The sequence below is a fragment of the Paramylibacter ulvae genome (assembly GCF_014652655.1).
GTDB classification, from domain to species: Bacteria; Pseudomonadota; Alphaproteobacteria; order Rhodobacterales; family Rhodobacteraceae; genus Amylibacter; species Amylibacter ulvae.
Genome location: NZ_BMZF01000001.1, coordinates 228,784 through 248,459 on the forward strand (window position 1 = coordinate 228,784; position 19,676 = coordinate 248,459).

Annotated in this window: 16 protein-coding genes and 1 pseudogene; 8 read left to right on the forward strand and 9 right to left on the reverse strand. The window is 48.3% G+C overall.

The window, feature by feature from the left end:
- Positions 1 to 34: 34 nt before the first annotated feature.
- Positions 35 to 3,487: a transcription-repair coupling factor gene (mfd, locus tag IE094_RS01195; protein WP_189638744.1), complete on the forward strand. Its 3,453-nt coding sequence runs from the start codon at positions 35 to 37 to the stop codon at positions 3,485 to 3,487.
- A gap of 6 nt (positions 3,488 to 3,493) precedes the next feature.
- On the opposite strand, the gene IE094_RS01200 is transcribed toward mfd, so the two are convergent.
- Complete coding sequence (locus tag IE094_RS01200) at positions 3,494 to 4,135, reverse strand: DsbA family oxidoreductase (RefSeq protein WP_189638745.1); 642 nt, start codon at positions 4,133 to 4,135, stop codon at positions 3,494 to 3,496.
- Positions 4,136 to 4,199: 64 nt separating this feature from the next.
- Here IE094_RS01200 and IE094_RS01205 point away from each other — a divergent pair, with 64 nt between their 5' ends.
- Entirely contained in the window at positions 4,200 to 4,826 is a 627-nt protein-coding gene (locus tag IE094_RS01205; RefSeq protein WP_189639405.1) for a helix-turn-helix domain-containing protein, read from the forward strand.
- A gap of 207 nt (positions 4,827 to 5,033) precedes the next feature.
- Positions 5,034 to 6,857 carry an extracellular solute-binding protein gene (locus IE094_RS01210; protein ID WP_229801951.1) on the forward strand — a complete coding sequence of 608 codons (1,824 nt, stop codon included), beginning with the start codon at positions 5,034 to 5,036 and terminating at the stop codon, positions 6,855 to 6,857.
- Positions 6,858 to 6,898: 41 nt separating this feature from the next.
- Here IE094_RS01210 and IE094_RS01215 read toward each other — a convergent pair whose 3' ends face one another.
- The 3 genes from IE094_RS01215 to IE094_RS15500 form a co-directional block, all read right to left on the reverse strand.
- Entirely contained in the window at positions 6,899 to 7,504 is a 606-nt protein-coding gene (locus tag IE094_RS01215) for a LysE/ArgO family amino acid transporter (RefSeq protein WP_189638746.1), read from the reverse strand.
- Positions 7,501 to 8,223: a DUF502 domain-containing protein gene (locus tag IE094_RS01220; RefSeq protein WP_189638747.1), complete on the reverse strand. Its 723-nt coding sequence runs from the start codon at positions 8,221 to 8,223 to the stop codon at positions 7,501 to 7,503. The genes IE094_RS01215 and IE094_RS01220 overlap by 4 nt, the downstream gene beginning before the upstream one ends.
- 143 nt (positions 8,224 to 8,366) lie before the next feature.
- Positions 8,367 to 8,543 carry a hypothetical protein gene (locus IE094_RS15500; RefSeq protein ID WP_229801952.1) on the reverse strand — a complete coding sequence of 59 codons (177 nt, stop codon included), beginning with the start codon at positions 8,541 to 8,543 and terminating at the stop codon, positions 8,367 to 8,369.
- A gap of 407 nt (positions 8,544 to 8,950) precedes the next feature.
- Here IE094_RS15500 and rpsB point away from each other — a divergent pair.
- The 5 genes and pseudogenes from rpsB to IE094_RS01240 form a co-directional block, all read left to right on the forward strand.
- A pseudogene (gene rpsB, locus IE094_RS01225) lies at positions 8,951 to 9,718 on the forward strand (30S ribosomal protein S2); the annotation flags it as partial.
- A gap of 108 nt (positions 9,719 to 9,826) precedes the next feature.
- Positions 9,827 to 10,015 (forward strand): helix-hairpin-helix domain-containing protein, encoded by a 189-nt coding sequence (locus IE094_RS15650; RefSeq protein ID WP_505851490.1) that lies wholly within the window; start codon positions 9,827 to 9,829, stop codon positions 10,013 to 10,015.
- A 66-nt stretch (positions 10,016 to 10,081) separates the two neighbouring features.
- Positions 10,082 to 10,957, forward strand: a complete 876-nt coding sequence (tsf, locus tag IE094_RS01230; RefSeq protein WP_189638749.1) for a translation elongation factor Ts — start codon at positions 10,082 to 10,084, stop codon at positions 10,955 to 10,957.
- 345 nt (positions 10,958 to 11,302) lie between these two features.
- Positions 11,303 to 12,925, forward strand: coding sequence for a thiamine pyrophosphate-dependent enzyme (locus IE094_RS01235; protein ID WP_229801953.1), 1,623 nt, complete (start codon positions 11,303 to 11,305; stop codon positions 12,923 to 12,925).
- A 127-nt stretch (positions 12,926 to 13,052) separates the two neighbouring features.
- The gene (locus IE094_RS01240) at positions 13,053 to 14,222 is read left to right on the forward strand and encodes a Hint domain-containing protein (protein ID WP_189638750.1); all 1,170 of its coding nucleotides are present in this window, start codon (positions 13,053 to 13,055) and stop codon (positions 14,220 to 14,222) included.
- Between the two features lie 340 nt (positions 14,223 to 14,562).
- On the opposite strand, the gene IE094_RS01245 is transcribed toward IE094_RS01240, so the two are convergent.
- Genes IE094_RS01245 through IE094_RS01265 form a run of 5 tightly spaced genes read right to left on the reverse strand, consistent with a single transcriptional unit; the run spans position 14,563 to position 19,669 of the window.
- Complete coding sequence (locus IE094_RS01245) at positions 14,563 to 15,552, reverse strand: ABC transporter ATP-binding protein (RefSeq protein WP_189638751.1); 990 nt, start codon at positions 15,550 to 15,552, stop codon at positions 14,563 to 14,565.
- The gene (locus IE094_RS01250) at positions 15,552 to 16,583 is read right to left on the reverse strand and encodes a Gfo/Idh/MocA family protein (RefSeq protein WP_189638752.1); all 1,032 of its coding nucleotides are present in this window, start codon (positions 16,581 to 16,583) and stop codon (positions 15,552 to 15,554) included. Before IE094_RS01250 ends, IE094_RS01245 begins: the two co-directional genes overlap by 1 nt.
- On the reverse strand, positions 16,580 to 17,419 hold the full coding sequence (locus tag IE094_RS01255) for a carbohydrate ABC transporter permease (RefSeq protein WP_099593367.1): 840 nt from the start codon (positions 17,417 to 17,419) through the stop codon (positions 16,580 to 16,582). The genes IE094_RS01250 and IE094_RS01255 overlap by 4 nt, the downstream gene beginning before the upstream one ends.
- 9 nt (positions 17,420 to 17,428) lie before the next feature.
- Entirely contained in the window at positions 17,429 to 18,355 is a 927-nt protein-coding gene (locus IE094_RS01260; RefSeq protein WP_189638753.1) for a carbohydrate ABC transporter permease, read from the reverse strand.
- 60 nt (positions 18,356 to 18,415) lie between these two features.
- The gene (locus IE094_RS01265; RefSeq protein ID WP_189638754.1) at positions 18,416 to 19,669 is read right to left on the reverse strand and encodes an ABC transporter substrate-binding protein; all 1,254 of its coding nucleotides are present in this window, start codon (positions 19,667 to 19,669) and stop codon (positions 18,416 to 18,418) included.
- Positions 19,670 to 19,676: the final 7 nt, after the last annotated feature.

The window sequence follows — 19,676 nt, forward strand, 5'->3', positions numbered from 1 at the left end:
TGAAGCATTCCACATGGTCAGCTAGTTGAACTGCATGGCAAATTCTGAACAAAAAATTATCAAAATCGGCGGCGTTCCCGAAGGGTTCGACGCTAAAATTCTGTCGGATTTTGTGCATAAACACAAAACGCCCACGGTTTTTATCTGTCGCGATGAAAAACGATTGTTGAATGTACAACGTGCATTAGCGTTTTTTGCACCAGACGTTTTGGTATTGGATTTTCCTGCGTGGGATTGTTTGCCATATGACCGCGTATCCCCAAACGCGGATATTTCGGCGCGGCGCATGTCGACATTGGCCGCATTGCACAGCGGGATAAATCATCCGTTCATATTGCTCACCACTTCCAACGCGGCAACGCAACGTGTCCCCAGCCGCGCGGTGTTGGAAAACGCGAGCTTTGTTGCCACGGTTGGGCATCAGTTGAACGAACAACATCTGCGTTCATATTTCACCCGCATGGGTTTTGTACAAACCCCAACGGTGGTCGAGGCAGGGGATTACGCCATTCGCGGTGGCTTGATCGATGTTTTTGCCCCTGGCGACGTGGGACCAGTGCGCCTTGATCTGTTTGGCGATGTGCTGGATGGGGCGCGCCGATTTGATCCCACAACCCAGCGCACATTAGAAAAATTGGAACGTCTTGAACTGGCACCTGTATCAGAGGTGATACTGGATGATGCGTCCATCGAACGGTTTCGGGCAAAATATCGGGGCGAATTTGGCGCAGCGGGCACCGATGATCCAATGTATGAAAGTGTCAGTGCAGGGCGCAAATATCAAGGTGTTGAACATTGGGCGCCGTATTTTCATGATCATATGGAAACCCTGTTTGACTATGTGCCAGAAGCACCTGTTTTCATTGATGAATCGGTTCAACAGGTTCACGCAAAACGATGGGCCAGTGTGGTTGATCAATATGATGCCCGCATTGAATCATTAAAATCCAAATCGCGTTTGGAAACAGTATATAAACCCATTGCGCCCGAATTGCTGTATCTGGACGAGGATCGTTTCAACGCACAGCTACGCGGGCATGAACAACGTCATTTTGCGGTTCTTCCCATTGGCGTTGGCCCCAATATCACCGATGCAGGTGGGCGCATCGGGCGTAACTTTGCACCCGAGCGCCTTGATGAAAACGCCAGTGTTTTTAAATCACTGGCCGATCATGTTGTGGAAAAACAAAAACAATCCAACGTGGTGATCGCGTCATTTTCAGAAGGTGCGCGCGAACGTCTGTCAGGGATGCTGGTTGACCAAGACGTGACCAATGCAAGCAACCTTTCACGATTTGGCGATATTTCTGCTAGCACTGGTGGTCTTTACCTGACCGTATGGCCTTTGGAAGAAGGTTTTGAAACCAAAGGGTTAACCGTCATATCCGAACAGGATGTGATGGGCGAGCGGATGTTGCGCACCGGTGCGAAACGGCGCAAGGCCGATAATTTCCTGACCGAAGCAACAAGCTTGTCTGCTGGTGATTTGGTTGTGCATATCGATCACGGTATCGGGCGTTTCATGGGATTGGAAACCGTGACGGCGGCGGGTGCGCCACATGATTGTTTGTTGTTGGAATACGCCAATGACGCCCGCCTGTATTTACCCGTTGAAAATATCGAATTGTTGAGCCGCTATGGCCAAGAAACCAGCATGTTGGATCGCCTCGGCGGCGGAGCATGGCAGGCGAAAAAGGCCAAATTAAAAGAACGCATTCGCGATATGGCGGATAAATTGATCCGCATTGCCGCTGAACGCGCGTTGCGCAAGGCCGAGGTGATGGAACCACCAGAGGATCAATGGGACCGGTTCGTGGCGAAATTTCCGTACACTGAAACTGATGATCAGTTACACGCGATAGAAGATGTCATCGCTGATATGGCGTCGGGTCGTCCGATGGATCGTTTGGTGTGCGGTGATGTGGGTTTTGGCAAGACAGAGGTCGCATTGCGCGCCGCATTTGTGGCCGCGGCCAGTGGCACGCAGGTGGCGGTGATTGCCCCCACAACATTGCTGGCACGGCAACATTTTCAATCGTTTTCTGAACGGTTTCGCGGCTCAGGGGTAAAGGTGCGTCAGTTATCGCGTTTTGTCACCACCAAGGATGCAAAAACCACCAAGGATGCGTTGAAAACCGGTGAGGTTGAAATTGTTGTCGGAACCCATGCACTTCTGGGCAAGGATGTGAAATTCAACAATCTGGGTCTGTTGATAATCGACGAAGAACAGAAATTCGGCGTCACCCACAAGGAACGGTTAAAACAAATTCGATCCGACGTGCATGTGTTGACCCTGACCGCAACGCCAATCCCACGAACATTGCAAATGTCATTGTCTGGTGTGCGCGAATTGTCAATCATTGGCACACCGCCCGTCGATCGATTGCCGATCCATACCTATGTTTCGGAATTTGACGGCGTTACAATCCGCGAGGCGTTGTTGCGCGAACATTACCGTGGCGGACAAAGCTTTTACGTGGTTCCGCGCCTTTCGGATCTGGCTCAAATCGAAGGTTTCTTGCAAGAACAACTACCCGAAATAAAATATGTTGTGGCACACGGTCAAATGGCAGCGGGCGAATTGGATGACCGCATGAACGCGTTTTACGACGGGAAATACGGAATCCTGTTGGCGACGACGATTGTGGAAAGCGGCCTGGACATTCCGACTGCTAACACCATGGTTATTCATCGCGCCGATATGTTTGGTTTGGCACAGCTTTATCAAATTCGTGGACGGGTGGGGCGATCAAAAACCCGTGCCTATGCTTACCTTACAACCAAACCACGCAAACCATTGACGCCAACGGCGGTGAAACGGTTGCGTGTTCTTGGTTCACTGGACAGCCTTGGGGCAGGGTTCACACTCGCGTCCCAAGATTTGGACATCCGCGGCGCAGGCAATTTGTTGGGCGAAGAACAGTCGGGCAATGTGCGCGAAGTTGGTTACGAGCTTTATCAAGAAATGCTTGAAGAAGCGATTGCCAAGATGAAGGCAGGATCGCTTGAAGGCTTGACCGAGGATAGTGGAACCTGGTCGCCACAAATCAATTTGGGTGTTCCTGTTTTGATACCAGAGGGTTACGTACCCGATCTTGATGTTCGATTAGGGCTTTATCGTCGTCTGTCCAGCCTTGCTAAAAAGGTCGAATTGGAAGATTTCGCAGCCGAATTGATAGATCGGTTTGGCAGTTTGCCGCCTGAAGTGGACACATTGCTGCGTGTTGTGCGGATCAAGGCCATGTGTCACGCCGCTGGTATTGCTAAATTGGATGGCGGACCAAAGGGTGCAGTTATTCAATTCCACAAAGATAAATTCGCAAATCCCTTGGGGCTGGCCGATTATATGGCAGCACAACGTGGTACGGCCAAGGTGAAGGACAACAAGATCATTATTCGCCGCGATTGGATGTCAGATGACAGCAAAGTTAAGGGTGCATTCGTGATTGCGCGTGAATTGGCAATCGCGGCCAAAGCCAAAAAATAAGAGCCGTTAGTGGCTCTTGTTCTTGTCAGAAATTTCTTTGATCGCTTGGTCCCACATCTCAATGGGTTGCGCACCGTTCACGACATAGGTGTCAGCCACGATAAAACAGGGCACACCAGTCACGCCGCGTTGACGCGCATGTTTATCGCGATTGCGAATGTCTTCGGCATCTGCGTCACTGGCCAATAATGTCCGCACGGCCTCGCCATCCATTCCAACGCCCGATGCGATCCGCACTAAAACGGAAACATCGGAAATATCGCGACCTTCTTTGAAATACGCTTTGAACAGGCGATCAACGACGGCGTTTTGTTTGCCCTCGATCCCCGCCCAATGGATCAAACGGTGCGCATTGATGGTGTTGGGCGTGCGTTTAATGCCCGCAAAATTGATATCCAACCCAGTTTCAATCGCAGTTTGTTCAATCTGCGAATACACGCGAATGGCGCCTTCTTTGCCGCCAAATTTGGTTTCGAGATATTCACGACGATCCATACCATCGCTTGGCATATCAGGGTTAAGCTGAAACGGATGCCATTCAATCACAACATTAGTTTCGGGGTTCGCCTCTAGTGCGCGGTCAAGTCGGGTTTTGCCGATGTAACACCACGGGCAGATAGGGTCGGATATAATATCAATTTTGGTCATGAGCATGGTTTGCGTGATCTTAATGCAAGTTGCAACCAAGATTTGCGCGGTCTATATCACATTCATGACAGAACATGACAAAGCCAGCATCATCAAAATCGCCCGTGCAGATGGTAAGAAAGCGGAACCGCTTGAACCTCTAAATCTTGGCGCGCGCGTACGTGAATTGCGCAAAGCAAAAAATTGGACGCTGGAGCAGGCGGCACAACAGGCTGGTTTGGCACGATCCACATTGTCAAAAATCGAAAACGAACAAATGTCCCCAACATTTGAAGCGGTGAAAAAGCTGGCCGAAGGGTTGGATATTTCAGTTCCACAATTATTTACCGCCCCCAAGACCGATCAGGTGATGGCGCGTATGGCGATCACCAAGTTCGGCGAAGGTAAGCCGCATTTAACGCCAACTTACGAACATGAAATGTTGGCCGCCAGTATGACACAGAAAAGCATGTTGCCGTATCGCGCCCGTGTACGTGCCCGTAGCGTTGATGAATTTGACGGTTGGGTGCGCCATGACGGCGAAGAATTTTTGTATGTTCTGTCTGGTATCATTCAATTTTACACCGAGCATTACGAACCCGTTGAAATGCGTCGTGGCGATAGTGCGTATTATGACGCCGCGATGGGGCATAATGTGATTTCGACGTCTCAAGAGGATGCGGTGATCTTGTGGGTTACGACGCTTACCTAAGCCAGCATTGCAATGAAGCCAAAAAAAACGCCCTCACGAAGAGGGCGTCAAGTATTGAGGCAGGTTTCATACAGGCAAGAAACCTATCGAGCAGTGCAATATTTATAGGCGACGCCCCGCCTTAGGCCAAGGAAAAAATTGAACAATTTTGTTTCATGCCTATTATCGACCCAAAAACGAGCGATTCAATACAGGGATGTTGCGTAGATGACACGAAGAATGATGGATATGGGGCGACTCGCCCTTGTAACGACAACTGCGATGCTCATTGGCACCTTGGCGCAGGCGGAACCAAAACATGGTATCGCTATGTATGGGGAACCCGCATTACCACAAGATTTTGTGTCGCTACCCTATGTAAACCCAAATGCGCCCAAGGGTGGGCGAATCGTTTTTGGCGATAAGGGCGGATTCGATTCGCTTAATCCATATATCCTGAAGGGCCGCGCACCATGGGGCGTGCGTGCACATACTGTCGAAAGCCTGCTTGGCCGAAGTTATGACGAACCCTTCACTTTATATGGTCTGTTAGCCGAGAGTGTGGAAACGGGGCCAAACCGTGAATGGGTTGAATTCACCCTAAACAAGGATGCCAAATTTTCCGACGGATCACCCGTAACGGTGGAGGATGTGCTTTGGTCGTTTGAAACCATGGGCACAATCGGCCACCCGCGCTATCAATCATCTTGGCAAAAGGTGGAAAAGGCGGAACAAACTGGTGAACATTCAGTGCGTTTTACATTTAACACCGTCGATTTCGAAGCACCGCTTATATTAGGGCTGCGCCCGATTTTAAGAAAGGCGGATTGGGAAGGGCGTGCATTTGATGAAAGCAGCCTTGATAAATTCCACGGTTCAGGTGCCTATGTCGTTGATAAGTTTGAGGCAAATCGTTTTATCACATTCAAGCGTAATCCAGATTATTGGGGCAAAGATTTACCGTTTAACAAGGGGCAAAATAACGCGGATGAATTGCGATACGAATTTTACCAAGACGGCGATGTGATATTCGAGGCGTTTAAATCAGGTGCCGCATCTTGGTATCGCGAGGGTAACGCGGGGCGCTGGGAAACACGCTATGATTTTCCTGCGGTGACATCGGGGGATGTTGTAAAATCCACCATTCCACACGCACGCCCATCGGGTGCCAAAGGATTCGTGATGAATACACGCCGCGATATTTTCAAAGATTGGCGTGTGCGCGATGCATTGATTCATGCGTTTAATTTCGAATTCATCAATCAGGCCACAAATGGTGGGGTTGAACCACGATCAACATCGTTTTTCTCCAATTCAGTTTTGGGCATGGATCACGGTACTGCAACGGGAAAGGTGTTGGATCTGTTGGAGCCGTACAAGGCAGAATTAGTGCCAGGAACCATAGAAGGTTATGAATTACCTGTCGCCCAAGGTGGTGAGCGGAACCGCAAAAATCTGCGCGTTGCAAAACAACAGCTAGAAGCCGCGGGTTGGACCATTCAAGACGGTATTCTAAAAAACGCCGCAGGTAATCCGCTCACATTTGATATCTTGTTGAAAAATGGCGGTACGGTTGGCGGCATTCAAACCGAAGGTATCGTGAATATCTATCTTGATGCGCTGAAACGGTTGGGGATTAGCGCCACCATTTCATCCATTGATGATGCGCAATATAACGAACGGCGCAATGCCTATGACTATGACATGATTTACAATTTCTATTATCTGTCGCTGTCACCGGGCAATGAACAAAAACTGTATTGGGGGCGCGATGGCGTGACCGAGCAGGGAACCCGCAATTTCATGGGGATGGATAGCCCGGCTGCAGAGGCAATGATTGAATCGTTTTTGACCGCAGAAAACCAAGATGATTTTGTGGCAGGGGTAAAGGCGCTTGATCGTATTTTAACCGCGGGGCGATATATGATCCCGTTATGGTATTCCAAAGAATCCCGTATCGCGCATCAAAAAGAGCTAAAATACCCAAAACGATTGCCAATGTATGGCGATTGGCAGGGGTTCTTGCCAGAGGTTTGGTGGGTTGAAGAATAACCGATAACCGATTGAAAACGCCAAGGTTAATCGCCTTGGCGTTATTTTATGATTAACATAATTGCAATTGCAAACATCACGATTGCAATGCCGATATCCAATATGCGCCACGTGCGCGGTGAACGCATGAATGGTGCCAGATATTTCGCGCCGTACCCAAGCGCAAAAAAGAACACGAATGAGGCCAATACCGCACCAAATGCAAAGCTTAACTTTGCATCCATCGCAGGAAATTTCGTTGAAATCGCACCGATCAGCGCGAGCGTATCCAAATATACATGCGGATTTAACCACGTTACACCAGCGAGCGTGAATAAGACTTGGCGCAAGGGCAGGGATCGCCCCGCCATTTCATTGGCATAACTCGAGGTTGCCGCCGCATAAAGACGCATCGCCCCGTAAACAAACAAAAATATTGCGCCACCCCATGCCATTATTTTTGGCAAGGACGGGTATTGATCCACGATCGCCGAAAACCCAGCCACCCCCAGTGCAATCAGAACCGCATCAGAGATGGCACAAAACAAAACGACGGGTAAAACATGCGCGCGCGCCAAGCCTTGACGAAGCACCAGCGTATTTTGCGCCCCGATCGCAAGGATCAGGGAAATAGAGGTCGAAAACCCCGTTAACCCCGCAGCAATCATTTTACGGGCGCTTTTTTGGATACTGTGCGCGCGGATTTGGCAGAACCGTTTTTGATTTCACCCTCTTTGGGTGGCATGACAAGCCCCGCAGAGATCACCAATTTCGCGGCGGCCTCTACATCCATATCCAAAATAACAACATCGGATTTTGGAACAAAGAGCAAAAAACCAGATGTCGGGTTTGGTGTGGTGGGTAAAAACACGCTCATCATCGCGTCTTGGCCTGTTTTGGTCAGGATTTCGCCTGAACTTTCGGTGGAAATAAATGCGATCGCCCAGATACCTTTGCGTGGGTATTCAACCAAACATGCCTTGTCAAAGCTGGAATTTGACGAACTGGTTACGGTTTCAACGATCTGTTTCACACCGTTATAAATGGATCGCACAACGGGCACGCGATCAACCAAACTTTCACCAAAGCGCAACAATTGACGTCCAAAGATCCCTTTGGCCAGAGCGCCGACAAATGTGGTGAAGATCAGGAATACAAACAATCCGTACCCACGGACATTGGCATCCGTGTATGTTGCAGGATTATACGCCTCTGGCACCAACGGCAAAACACGGTTGTCCACGAACCCAACGAATGTCCACAACAAGTAAATTGTGAGCGCCACAGGCAGCACCACAACCAAACCAGTTAGAAAGTTATTACGTAATCGCGCAAAAATACCCGCGCGTTTGGGGCGGGGCGGTTTGATAGGTTTTCGTTTTGCCATTGGGAATTATATATTTCGTTAAAGTTTCACGCGCACTGTTATTTATTGTGTCGCGTTTTGCAATTGCAATATCTTCTTTTTTAACTTGTGAAAATGTTTGGGGGCCGCGTTTAATGTTATTGCCGCATCTATTTTTTCCAAGGCTACTGAATATTCGTTGCATTACCCCAAAATCCATCAGAACCATTCAACACGTCACGATAAATCGTGTTATGCGCATCGTTCAGTTGTGTTTCATTCAAAACATCTAAATGGGATAATAGATTTGCTTTGCCAAAATTTGTGGCAAGCCCGATGAATGCGCTAAATTGCGGGACCAAAATTGCCTTTCATTTTTCCTTGCAATACAGCTTTGTAAAATCGCGCTGGGGCTTTCGCGTATTTGCCAATGCATAACAAAGGGCAGGGCATAGGTGTTGGCAATCCGTTTGGCGTTTACAATTGCGTTTAAACGTGCACCCAAACGATCACCGCGAAATCCAACAATACGACCAGACATTCGCATCCCTTTGACATTTTCAACAATGATTGCCCCAGCAGTGTGACGAGTGGAAAATATCCGATTGTTCAATAAAGGGCTTGAACATATCAAATTCTTGGCATAAACGGCGCGAATAAATCCACAGGCGGGGCTTGCGGGTGTTGGGGGAGAAATCCCTGATACTCCACCGGTTGGGCATAATGCCCTTCGACCCCGCTGAGGCAAAACCGGAAAAGGAAGTATACAATGGCTCTACCAGAGTTTTCATTGCGTCAATTGCTTGAAGCAGGCGTACATTTTGGCCACCAAACACATCGTTGGAACCCACGCATGGACCAGTTTATCTATGGTTCACGTAATGGCATCCACATCATGGACCTTACACAAACAGTTCCATTGTTGGACCAAGCGTTGATCGCTGTTCAGCAAACTGTTGCCAAAGGCGGTTCAATTTTGTTCGTTGGTACAAAACGCCAAGCGGCCAAAGCAGTTGCAGACGCGGCTGAGCGTTCAGCACAATATTACATGAACCACCGTTGGTTGGGTGGCACGCTGACAAACTGGAAAACAGTTTCTAATTCTATCTCTCGTTTGAAACAAATCGATGAGAAATTGGAAAACGGCGCGGATGGTCTTACGAAAAAAGAACGTTTGGGCATGGAACGTGAACAAACGAAATTGCAAGCGTCATTGGGCGGTATCCGCGAAATGGGCGGCACCCCTGATTTGATCTTCGTGATCGACACAAACAAAGAATCTTTGGCTGTGGCAGAAGCGAAAAAATTGGGCATCCCAGTGATTGCTGTTGTTGACTCTAACTCTGCACCAGATGGCATTGATTACCCAATCCCTGGCAACGATGACGCAGCGCGCGCCATTGGCCTGTACTGTGATTTGATCGCACGTGCGGCATTGGACGGCATGGCATCACAAATGGGTTCTGCAGGTATCGACGTTGGCGCATTGGAAGATGCACCAGTAGAAGAAATCGTAGAAGAAGCACCCGCAGTTAAGGTTGAAAAGAAAGCCGCGAAAAAGGTTGAAAAACCAGCGGAAGAAGCAATCGAAAGCGCTGGTACAAAACCACAATTGTTCACAGATGCACCAGCAGACAAAGATGATTTGAAAAAAATCTCTGGCGTTGGTCCGAAACTAGAAGAAACAATGAACAAATTGGGCATCTACCAATTTGCACAAGTGGCATCATGGTCAAACGACGAAATCATGTGGGTTGATGACAACTTGTCATTCAAAGGCCGCATTGAGCGCGACGATTGGATCGGCCAAGCAAAAGAATTGATGGCTGGTTAAGCTGTCATATTACTGACATCAGGGGGCGCTATAGCCCCCTCAATTCCGAACGAATTGGAGAATACAATGGCGATTACAGCTGCATTGGTAAAAGAACTGCGTGAACTGTCAGGTGCTGGCATGATGGACGCGAAAAAAGCGCTTGTTAAAAACGATGGTGACGTCGAAGCATCCATGGATTGGCTGCGTACCAAAGGTTTGGCAAAAGCTGCGAAAAAATCGGGTCGTACTGCTGCCGAAGGTTTGGTTGGCGTAAAAGTAGAAGGCGGCGTTGGCGTTGCGGTTGAGGTGAACTCTGAAACTGACTTCGTTGGCAAAAATGCTGACTTCCAAAAAATGGTTAACGGCATTGTTGCTGCGGCGGTAAATGTTGACGACGTTGATGCGTTGAAATCAGCGGACGTAAACGGAAAAACTGTGGAAGAAACAGTCACAGATGCGATTGCAACAATCGGTGAAAACATGGCCGTGCGTCGTATGGCCAAGGTTACTGGCGATGTTGTGGGGTCATACATCCACACAGCAGCGGCAGACGGTTTGGGCAAAATCGGCGTATTGGTTGCGCTCAAGGGCGGCGACGAAGCAACTGCGAAACAAATCGCAATGCACGTAGCGGCGACAAACCCAGCATCATTGTCCGAAGAAGATCTTGATCCAGCTGTGATCGAGCGTGAAAAAACAGTTTTGACTGAACAAGCACGTGAATCTGGTAAGCCTGACAATATCATCGAAAACATGATCAAAGGCCGTATTAAGAAATTCTATTCCGAAGTGACCTTGGTTAACCAAGCATTCGTAATGAACCCCGATGTGACTGTTGGCCAAGCAGCCAAAGATGCGGGAGCGGAAATCGTATCATTTGTACGCCTAGAAGTAGGCGAAGGCATCGAAAAAGTAGAAGAAGATTTCGCAGCAGAAGTTGCAAAAACAATGGGTGGCTAATACCCCAACGTTGGAATCAAAAAATTAAGCCCAGCATTACGCTGGGCTTTTTTTATGAAAAATTTGTTTTGTGCCACACGCTGGCGAATAAAAAAAACTTAAAATATGTTGCGTGGGATCATTGAACCGGGAGTGTCACGATCCCACGCAGAAAGAGGAATTGGTTAGGCCCTAGGAAAGCCGTGTGCTCTGTGTCCCTCTGGGCGTAGTGCTATCGGTTTTGCGCCGCACAATAAGTGACAAACCGCACACTTATGTGCAATTACCTTCCCTAAGGTCAATTGGTTGTAACCGCTTGCGCGGCGGTTCCAAAAATGATTGCGTGATGGAAAAATGGGAATCAACATGCAAACTGCTGCTGAACTTTTGGTGAAATGCCTTATCGCGCAAAAATCCGATATTATTTACGGTGTCCCTGGGGAAAGCTATCTGTCGGTTCTTGATGCGCTTTACGATCATACCGATCTGCTGCGTTTTATCACCACCCGTCACGAGGGTGGGGCGGCATTTATGGCAGAGGCTTATGGTAAGCTGACGGGCCAACCGGGCATTTGTTTTGTCACGCGAGGACCTGGTGCAACGAATGCAAGCATTGGCGTGCATACCGCCATGCAAGATTCCAGCCCGATGATCCTGTTTATCGGTCAAATTGGACGCGAGATGCGGGATCGCGAAGCGTTTCAAGAAATTGATTACCGCGCGTTTTTCGGCCCCATCGCCAAATGGGTTACGGAAATTGATGATCCTGATCGCATTCCCGAAATTATCGCGCGCGCCTACAGCACCGCAATGTCTGGCCGCCCAGGCCCCGTTGTCATAGCATTGCCAGAAGATATGTTGCGTGAGCAAACCAACAGGACCCCGACGCCCGCGGTTAATATCGCAAAACCAAACGCATCAAGCGCGGAGATTGGCCAAATTTCAAAGGCATTACAAAACGCCAAACGACCCTTGATAATGGTTGGTGGCGGTGGGTGGAATGCCGATGGCCGCCGCGATCTTCTGCGATTTGCACAAAGCGCAAAGATTCCAGTTATCTGCGGTTTTCGCAACCAAGATTTGATGGAGACAACATCACCACAATATATCGGCGACGCATCATTTGGCAAAAGCGTGGCGATGAAAGATGCCATCAATGGATCAGATCTGATCTTGGTTATAAACCAACGTTTTGGCGAGGTTGTGACAGATGGCTGGGAATTGTTTGACATGCCAACGCCCGCGCAAAAAATCATCCACACCCATATATCTCAAAGCGAATTAGGTAAGGTTTATCAGTGTGATACGCATATAAACTCATGTCCCAATACGTTGGTTTCCATGCTGGCTGATCAGAATATCAAATGCAATTGGTCTGATTGGATGGATGAATGCCACACGGGTTTCATCGATGCGCGCAAATTGCCCGACACGCTCGGTGCCGTTAATCCTGCGCTAATATGTGACGCGCTAAACGATATATTAGATGATGATGCGATCATGACCAACGGCGCTGGTAATTTCGCAATTTGGCACAGTAAGTATCTGAATTATAACAATAACCGTCGCCTGATCGCACCGCAGTCAGGGGCAATGGGGGCAGGGTTGCCCGCCGCGATTGCGATGAAATCCATTCATCCAGAACGCCAAGTTGTCTGTTTTGCAGGTGATGGTGATTTTCAGATGAATTGTAATGAGCTGGGCACAGCCATGCAAAACGACCTGCGGCCCATTGTGATTATCTTTAACAACGGCAGCTATGGCACGATCCGCATGCACCAAGAAGGCAAATACGCCGATCGTATCAGCGGTACAGAACTGTTGAACCCATGCTTTGAGGATATCAGCCGCGCATATGGTTTTGACTATCATCATGTCACAAAAACCGATGAATTTATAGAAGCTTTTCAATCTGTTAAAGGTCACGGTGGAATCATTGAATTAGTCATCGATATCCGCGATATCGCACCAAACAAACAGCTATCTTAGGGATATTAACCGCCTAGCAGTTTGCGCCCAAACACCGCCATGCTATTGTAAATTCAAATACGAATAATAATATGAATTTAACCTATGCGGGTAATTCTGTCCGCGTGATCAAACAAAAAGGTTGGCTGTGGCGGACGCATTACGAGGTGGCATTGTTATTAACGAATTCTTGGTTGACCCAACAGGATCAACAGGAAGCACAGACACCGACGGCAATGGCGCTGCAAATGGTACCGATGAATTCGTAGAATTTTACAACGCGTCGGATGCGCCAATCGACATTGGTGGGCTGGAATTGTGGGACGCGGGGCGGGGCAATTGGTTTACATTTCCCGATGGCACCATATTGGAACCAGATGCAAGGGCATTGGTTATACGTAACGCGGATTCCTTGCCTGCAACGGGTGGTCCAAATGATCTCGCGTTTGATGCGAATATTGGCCAAAACGTTATAAACAATGGCGGCGACAACATTGTATTGTACGATCCTGATGCGGATGAATACGTTGTGGCGACGTTCAATGGCGATGCGCTGGACACGCCAGAGACCGATTATACAGGCTTTTCATCAACCGCAAGTTTGGTTGGGAGTGGCGAAGATTTCGGCTCGGATATTGACGGATTTTCAATCCAACGATCAGGTGACGGTGAAGATATATTCGTAAACAACGTCGATTCAACACCCGGTGCGATGAATTTCGTTTGTTACGCTGGGCGAAGTTTCGTTCAAACACCAGATGGTGATAAACGTATCGGCACGTTGCGTGCTGGCGATTTGGTAACAACCGTCGAACACGACGATTTGCCGATCCGATGGATTGGTAAAAAACGTCTGAACCTCACGAAGCCCAATACAAATGCGCGTGATTTTCCCGTTGAAATTAAACGCCATGCCTTGGGTAAAAACAAACCCAACAAAACGCTACTGGTATCACAGCAACATCGCATTTTGATCAAAGGGCCAATTGTTCAGAAATTATGCTGCGCATCCGAAGTGTTGATCGCAGCCAAAGAATTGACCGCGCTGAATGGTATTCAAATCAAGACCGATCAACGCCAGATCACATATGTTCATATCTTACTGGAAGATCATCAATTGTTGTATGTCCATGGATTAGAGGCGGAAACGTTGTATCTGGGTACAGAAACAATGCGTAGTTTGACGGACAGTGGTCGCAAAGAAGTATTGGCGATATTCCCAGAATTAGAAACATTACCGCCAGAGACCGTAAAACCCGTTATTACTGGTCAAAACGCACGCAGACTGGTATCTCAGTTACATACAAAATTAACATAATATGTATTATGGGATATTTGTACATAACTGACATGCACCAACTTGATCCAAAACTTGAACGTGAAATTGCCTTTGGTCGTTCGTCACATTGACATGAGAATGCGTTGAAAAACAAACCAGAGTGCGTGGTGATCACTAGACGTCTGAATTGTGGAAACGATGGTGGAGGCTAGCACGAGTGTTCAAAGCCTACATGCTGGCGTTTCCTCCACGAAACCCCTACCCTTTGTCTTGTGAAAATAGGCAAAATGACAAGAGTATGTTCCTTGGTGTTTGGTAAAGTTGCTAAGCGCTTATTTCCATCAAGTGCGGCACAGGTCAATTTCCAGTATCGATTTTACTAATTTACCCGGTGCCCCTTGGCGTCAAATTCAAACGCTTGTTCATCATCATAGGTTAACGATATTGAATTTCCGACGGCCATGACGTGTTGGCCAAACATACGAATTGTAAGCGGTTCCCCCGTATCCGTGCGCACCAGTAAATTTGTGTCGCTGCCAAGGTTTTCGATATGTGTAATTGTCCCGTTTATTTTACCCTTTTTCGCGACGCGCAAATGTTCGGGTCGGATGCCAATCGTGCCGCCCTGCCCATCTTTTTTCTTTAGAAAGTTCATTGCAGGTGAACCAAGGAACCCCGCCACGAATTGATTTGCTGGATTGTTGTACAATTCCATCGGGCTTCCGACTTGTTCAATCCGTCCATCGCGGAGCACCACGATTTTATCGGCCAAGGTCATCGCCTCGGTTTGATCGTGGGTAACGTAAACCATGCTTGCGCTCAATGTTCGATGGAGTTCAGCGATCTCAATCCGCGTGTTCATGCGCAATGCGGCATCAAGATTGGATAATGGCTCATCAAACAAAAACAGTTTTGGTTCGCGTACAATCGCACGCCCAATGGCAACACGTTGGCGTTGCCCGCCGGACAATTCCGCCGGATGGCGATCCAGATATTCGTTCAATGATAAAATTTCGCTCGCCTTTTGCACACGCGATTCAATCAGGTCTTTGGGCTGTTTTTCTTGTTTTAATCCAAGCGACATATTCGCCTTTACGCTCAGATGCGGATACAAAGCATAAGATTGAAACACCATAGCAATCCCGCGACGCGATGGAGGTATATCATTGACCTGTTCACCGCCGATGAATACGTCGCCTTTTGTTGCGTCTTCTAACCCTGCAATGACGCGCAACAACGTTGATTTACCACATCCCGACGGGCCAACGAACACGACAAAATCACCATCTTCGACCGTAAGGTTAATGTCTTTTAACACCTCGACAGAGCCAAAAGATTTGTACACATTTTCAAGTTTAAGAGCGGGCATTATTCAAAGTCTCCTAGCTGGATAATTTTTCCTGAACGGATACTTTCATCCGCTGCCAGACATATTTTTAATGATTGCACCGCATCGTTCATATGCGCTGACAAATCAACATTGTTTAGGATTGCATCAATCACGAACGCCTGTTCGCGATCACATAATTCTTGGTGGCCTGGTTCATCGGGCATGGTGATTGTTTCATCGCCATCCATGCGATGCACAAGAATGGAACCAACGCGTGTATGCCCTTCGACATCATCCGAATGAATGTCCGATTTATCAACAATCGACACCGCGCCATTTGGCGAAACGATATCTTTGACGAAATGGGCGGTGTTGGACATCATCGGTCCCCACCCCGCTTCGTACCACCCAACGGAACCATCGGCGAAACGCACCTGAAGCTGGCCATAGTTATACATGTCAGGCGCAATTTCATCGGACAAACGCAGGCCAATGCCATGCACGCTGATGGGATCTGCATTGGCAATCTGGCACATCACATCAACGTAATGCACACCGCAATCAACGATGGGCGATGTGGTTTGCATCAATGCGCGGTGCGTATCCCACGTATCCCCCGATGATTGCTGGTTCAGGTTCATGCGAAATACATATGGGCCGCCCAATGCGCGCGCCTGTTCCACCAATTCAACCCAGCTTGGATGATGGCGCAGGATATACCCTACCACCAATTTGCGTCCCAACGCGGACGCTGTTTCAACAACACGTTTTGCATCCATCACGGATGTGGCGAGCGGTTTTTCGACAAACACATCCGCACCTGCATTCATCGCCGCGATAGCGTAATCTGCATGGCTGTCGGAATAACTGGCGATACAGACCAGATCGGGTTTGCATGTTTCAAGTGCGGTTTGAAAATTGGAATAAAACGGTACGTCTGAAAGGGCATCGGGCAATGAAACCTTGCTTCGGTTGACCACCCCAATCAGTTCTACATCATTATGCCCATGCAGCGCGAGCGCATGGCTCTGCCCCATATTGCCAAGGCCGATCACGATTGCGCGGATCATTTCACTGCCCCTGATGTGATGCCACGGATAAGTTGGCGTGAAAACACAACATAAAGCGCCATGACAGGCAGGATCGCCAATGAAAGCGCAGATAATACCGCATTCCAGTCGGTCACGAATTGCCCGATGAACACTTGGCTGCCAAGGGTTAGGGTTTTCACCTCTTCTGCGGGAGCAAGGATCAATGGGAACCACAGATCGTTCCAAATCGGGATCATGTTAAACACTGCCACCGTTGCCATTGCTGGGCGCACCAGCGGCAAAACAAGATTGAAAAAGATGCGATATTCGGACAATCCATCAATGCGCCCTGCATTTTTCAAATCATCCGAAACCTGTTTCATAAATTCACTGAGAATAAATACCGCCAGCGGCAAACCTTGGGCGGTGTAAACCAAGATCAATGCCCATAACGTGTTCACCAATCCCGTGGCCACCATCATATCCAAAATCGCGACTGTGCCGATACGGATCGGAATCATGATCCCAAGCGCAAGGTACAACCCCATCAGGGTATTCCCCTTGAACCGGTATTCAGCCAAGGCAAAAGCGGCCATCGCGCCAAATAGCAGGATGAAAAACAGCGACACCACTGTGACGATCATCGAGTTTTGAAAATAGAGGAAAAAGTCCCCCTGCTTTAACACGGTTTCATAACCAACCATGCTGAACGTGTCGGCATTTGGTAATGCGAGCGGTTCGCGAAAAATCGCACGGCGTGTTTTAAAGCTATTGATAACAATAACAAAAACAGGGAATAGCGCGATCAAAGTATAAGCGATCAATGCGGCGTGTGCGGCAATGACATTGGTTTTGTTATGGCGAGCTTTGTTCATAACCGACCCCTAAAATTGATAGCGCCGCATGCGGCTTTGAATTGCGAACAGATATATGCACACACCAATCAGGATGATGGCGAACATCGCGGATGCAATGGCGGACCCCATATGTGGATCGCCCAATTGCAATTGAAATCCAAAGAATGTGCGGTACATAAACGTGCCCAAAATATCAGTGGCAAAATCAGGTCCCGCCAGCGCGCCTTGGGCGGCATAGATTAGATCGAATGCGTTGAAATTGGCAACGAACGTCAGGATCGAAATAATGCCGATGCTGGGTAATATCAGGGGCAGTTTGATTTTCCAAAATGCCGCCGCGCCCGTGATGCCGTCACATTCCCCTGCTTCCAAGATTTCCTCTGGGATGGAGAGCAACGCGGCATAGATCAACATCATTGGGATACCGACAAATTGCCATACGGATACCAACGATAACGTGGTTAACGCATATGCCTCGCGCCCCAACCACGGCGCATAAAGCGATTTTAATCCAACCGCATCAAGCATTCCCGGTGCGATGCCCCAAATCGGTGACAGGATCAATTTCCACGCAAATCCAACAATCACAAATGACAGGATTGTGGGGATAAAAATGGCGGATCGATAAAAGCCGGCAAAACGTAATTTCGGATGCGACAGGATTGCCGCAAGCAAAATACCAATCGGGTTTTGCACAAGCATATGAATGATAAAGAACCAGAAATTATTACCAAGCGCATTCCAAAATTGTTTCGACCAATTTTCATCGCCAAACAGTGTTTTGAAATTGGCAAGGCCAACAAATTCGCGGGTTTGAGCAACCTCGCTATAAAGTGAGAGGCGCAATGTGTTGAACAGCGGATAAATCATCACGGCGGTGTAAACCAGCACCGCGGGTGCCAAAAACACCAAGATGTGCCATTTGATACGCGATGGTTTTTTTGTCGTATTCATGCTGTTCCCCTGTTGTTTGGCTTGGGCGAATACACCGCCCAAGCCGTTGTGTTTAAGAAATTATTGTTGCGGTTCGTACCAGCTTGCTAATCCTTTTTGTAAACGTTCGCCCGCGGCCTCTGGTGTTTCGTTGCCACGAATTACTGCCACGGATGCATTCCATGTTTCGTTTTCCAAATTTGGCGTGCCGCGTGACAGGATTTGATATGTGGATCGGATGGATGATTCACATTTTGAACGCCAGCTTACGAATTCTTGTGCAAGCGGGTCTTCCATACCGACCTCGTGGTTCGACAGGGAAAAGAAACCCGGCAACGCATTGGCATAGATTTTCGCAAACTCTGCCGAGCCAACCCAGTTTAAGAATGTTTTAGTTTCCTCTGGATGGGCGGTGTTTGCATTCATCCCAATCGCAATATCGGTGTGATCGGAAATGTAACATGTATCGCCAGCCGCCTGTACGGGTGGGTTAAATGCGCCCATTTCAAAATCGACCAAATTATTGAAACCTGAAATTTCCCACGAACCAGCTGGATAGATTGCCGCGCGTCCCAGCGTGAAAATGTTCTGGCTGTCTGGATATGTTTGCGCCTCGTAACCATCGCCCAGATATGAACCCCATTTTGCCAATTGGCTAAACGGTGCAACCCATTGTGGATCGGTCAGCTTTTGTTCACCATTGATCAATGCAAGACGGCCCTCTTCGCCTTTCCAATAGTTTGGGCCAATATTGTTGTACCCCATTGTCGCCGCTTCCCATTGGTCGTTGGTGCCCATTGCCATTGGGGTGTAATTGCCGTCTTCTTTGATTTTGTCCAAGGCTGCGAAAAATTCGGCTTCGGTGCTTGGGACTTCGACACCGACCTCTGCAAACGCATCTTTGTTATAGATAAAGCCGTGGATCACAGATGCCATTGGCACACAGAATGTTGCGGAACCATCATCAGTGCTCCACCCAGATTTTGCCACGTCCGAGAAATTTTTCATCCCGTCCAGATCAGACAGGTTTGCCAATTGCCCCGCGTCATATAATGCAAGTGATGCATCAAACGGGCGACATGTTACCAGATCGCCAGCAGATCCTGCATCCAATTTTGAATTCAGAACGGCGTTATATTCAGCAGGTGCCGATGGGGTGAATTTTATTTTAATGCCTGGATTTGCGGCTTCGAACGCGGGAATGATTTGATCTTGCCAAATGGCAAGGTCATCATTTCGCCAGCTTTCGATGGTTAATGTCACATCCTGTGCCATCGCATGTGTGCATAATACAGTGGTGGCAAGCAATCCGCCGGTAATTGTACGTTTTAACATGATATTC

What these genes read in the sequence shown, in the direction of transcription:
- mfd (WP_189638744.1), top strand. Translation starts at nt 35, where the DNA reads ATGGCAAATTCTGAACAAAAAATTATCAAAATCGGCGGCGTTCCCGAA.
- IE094_RS01200 (WP_189638745.1), bottom strand. Translation starts at nt 4,135, where the DNA reads ATGACCAAAATTGATATTATATCCGACCCTATCTGCCCGTGGTGTTAC.
- IE094_RS01205 (WP_189639405.1), top strand. Translation starts at nt 4,200, where the DNA reads ATGACAGAACATGACAAAGCCAGCATCATCAAAATCGCCCGTGCAGAT.
- IE094_RS01210 (WP_229801951.1), top strand. Translation starts at nt 5,034, where the DNA reads ATGACACGAAGAATGATGGATATGGGGCGACTCGCCCTTGTAACGACA.
- IE094_RS01215 (WP_189638746.1), bottom strand. Translation starts at nt 7,504, where the DNA reads ATGATTGCTGCGGGGTTAACGGGGTTTTCGACCTCTATTTCCCTGATC.
- IE094_RS01220 (WP_189638747.1), bottom strand. Translation starts at nt 8,223, where the DNA reads ATGGCAAAACGAAAACCTATCAAACCGCCCCGCCCCAAACGCGCGGGT.
- tsf (WP_189638749.1), top strand. Translation starts at nt 10,082, where the DNA reads ATGGCGATTACAGCTGCATTGGTAAAAGAACTGCGTGAACTGTCAGGT.
- IE094_RS01235 (WP_229801953.1), top strand. Translation starts at nt 11,303, where the DNA reads ATGCAAACTGCTGCTGAACTTTTGGTGAAATGCCTTATCGCGCAAAAA.
- IE094_RS01245 (WP_189638751.1), bottom strand. Translation starts at nt 15,552, where the DNA reads ATGCCCGCTCTTAAACTTGAAAATGTGTACAAATCTTTTGGCTCTGTC.
- IE094_RS01250 (WP_189638752.1), bottom strand. Translation starts at nt 16,583, where the DNA reads ATGATCCGCGCAATCGTGATCGGCCTTGGCAATATGGGGCAGAGCCAT.
- IE094_RS01255 (WP_099593367.1), bottom strand. Translation starts at nt 17,419, where the DNA reads ATGAACAAAGCTCGCCATAACAAAACCAATGTCATTGCCGCACACGCC.
- IE094_RS01260 (WP_189638753.1), bottom strand. Translation starts at nt 18,355, where the DNA reads ATGAATACGACAAAAAAACCATCGCGTATCAAATGGCACATCTTGGTG.
- IE094_RS01265 (WP_189638754.1), bottom strand. Translation starts at nt 19,669, where the DNA reads ATGTTAAAACGTACAATTACCGGCGGATTGCTTGCCACCACTGTATTA.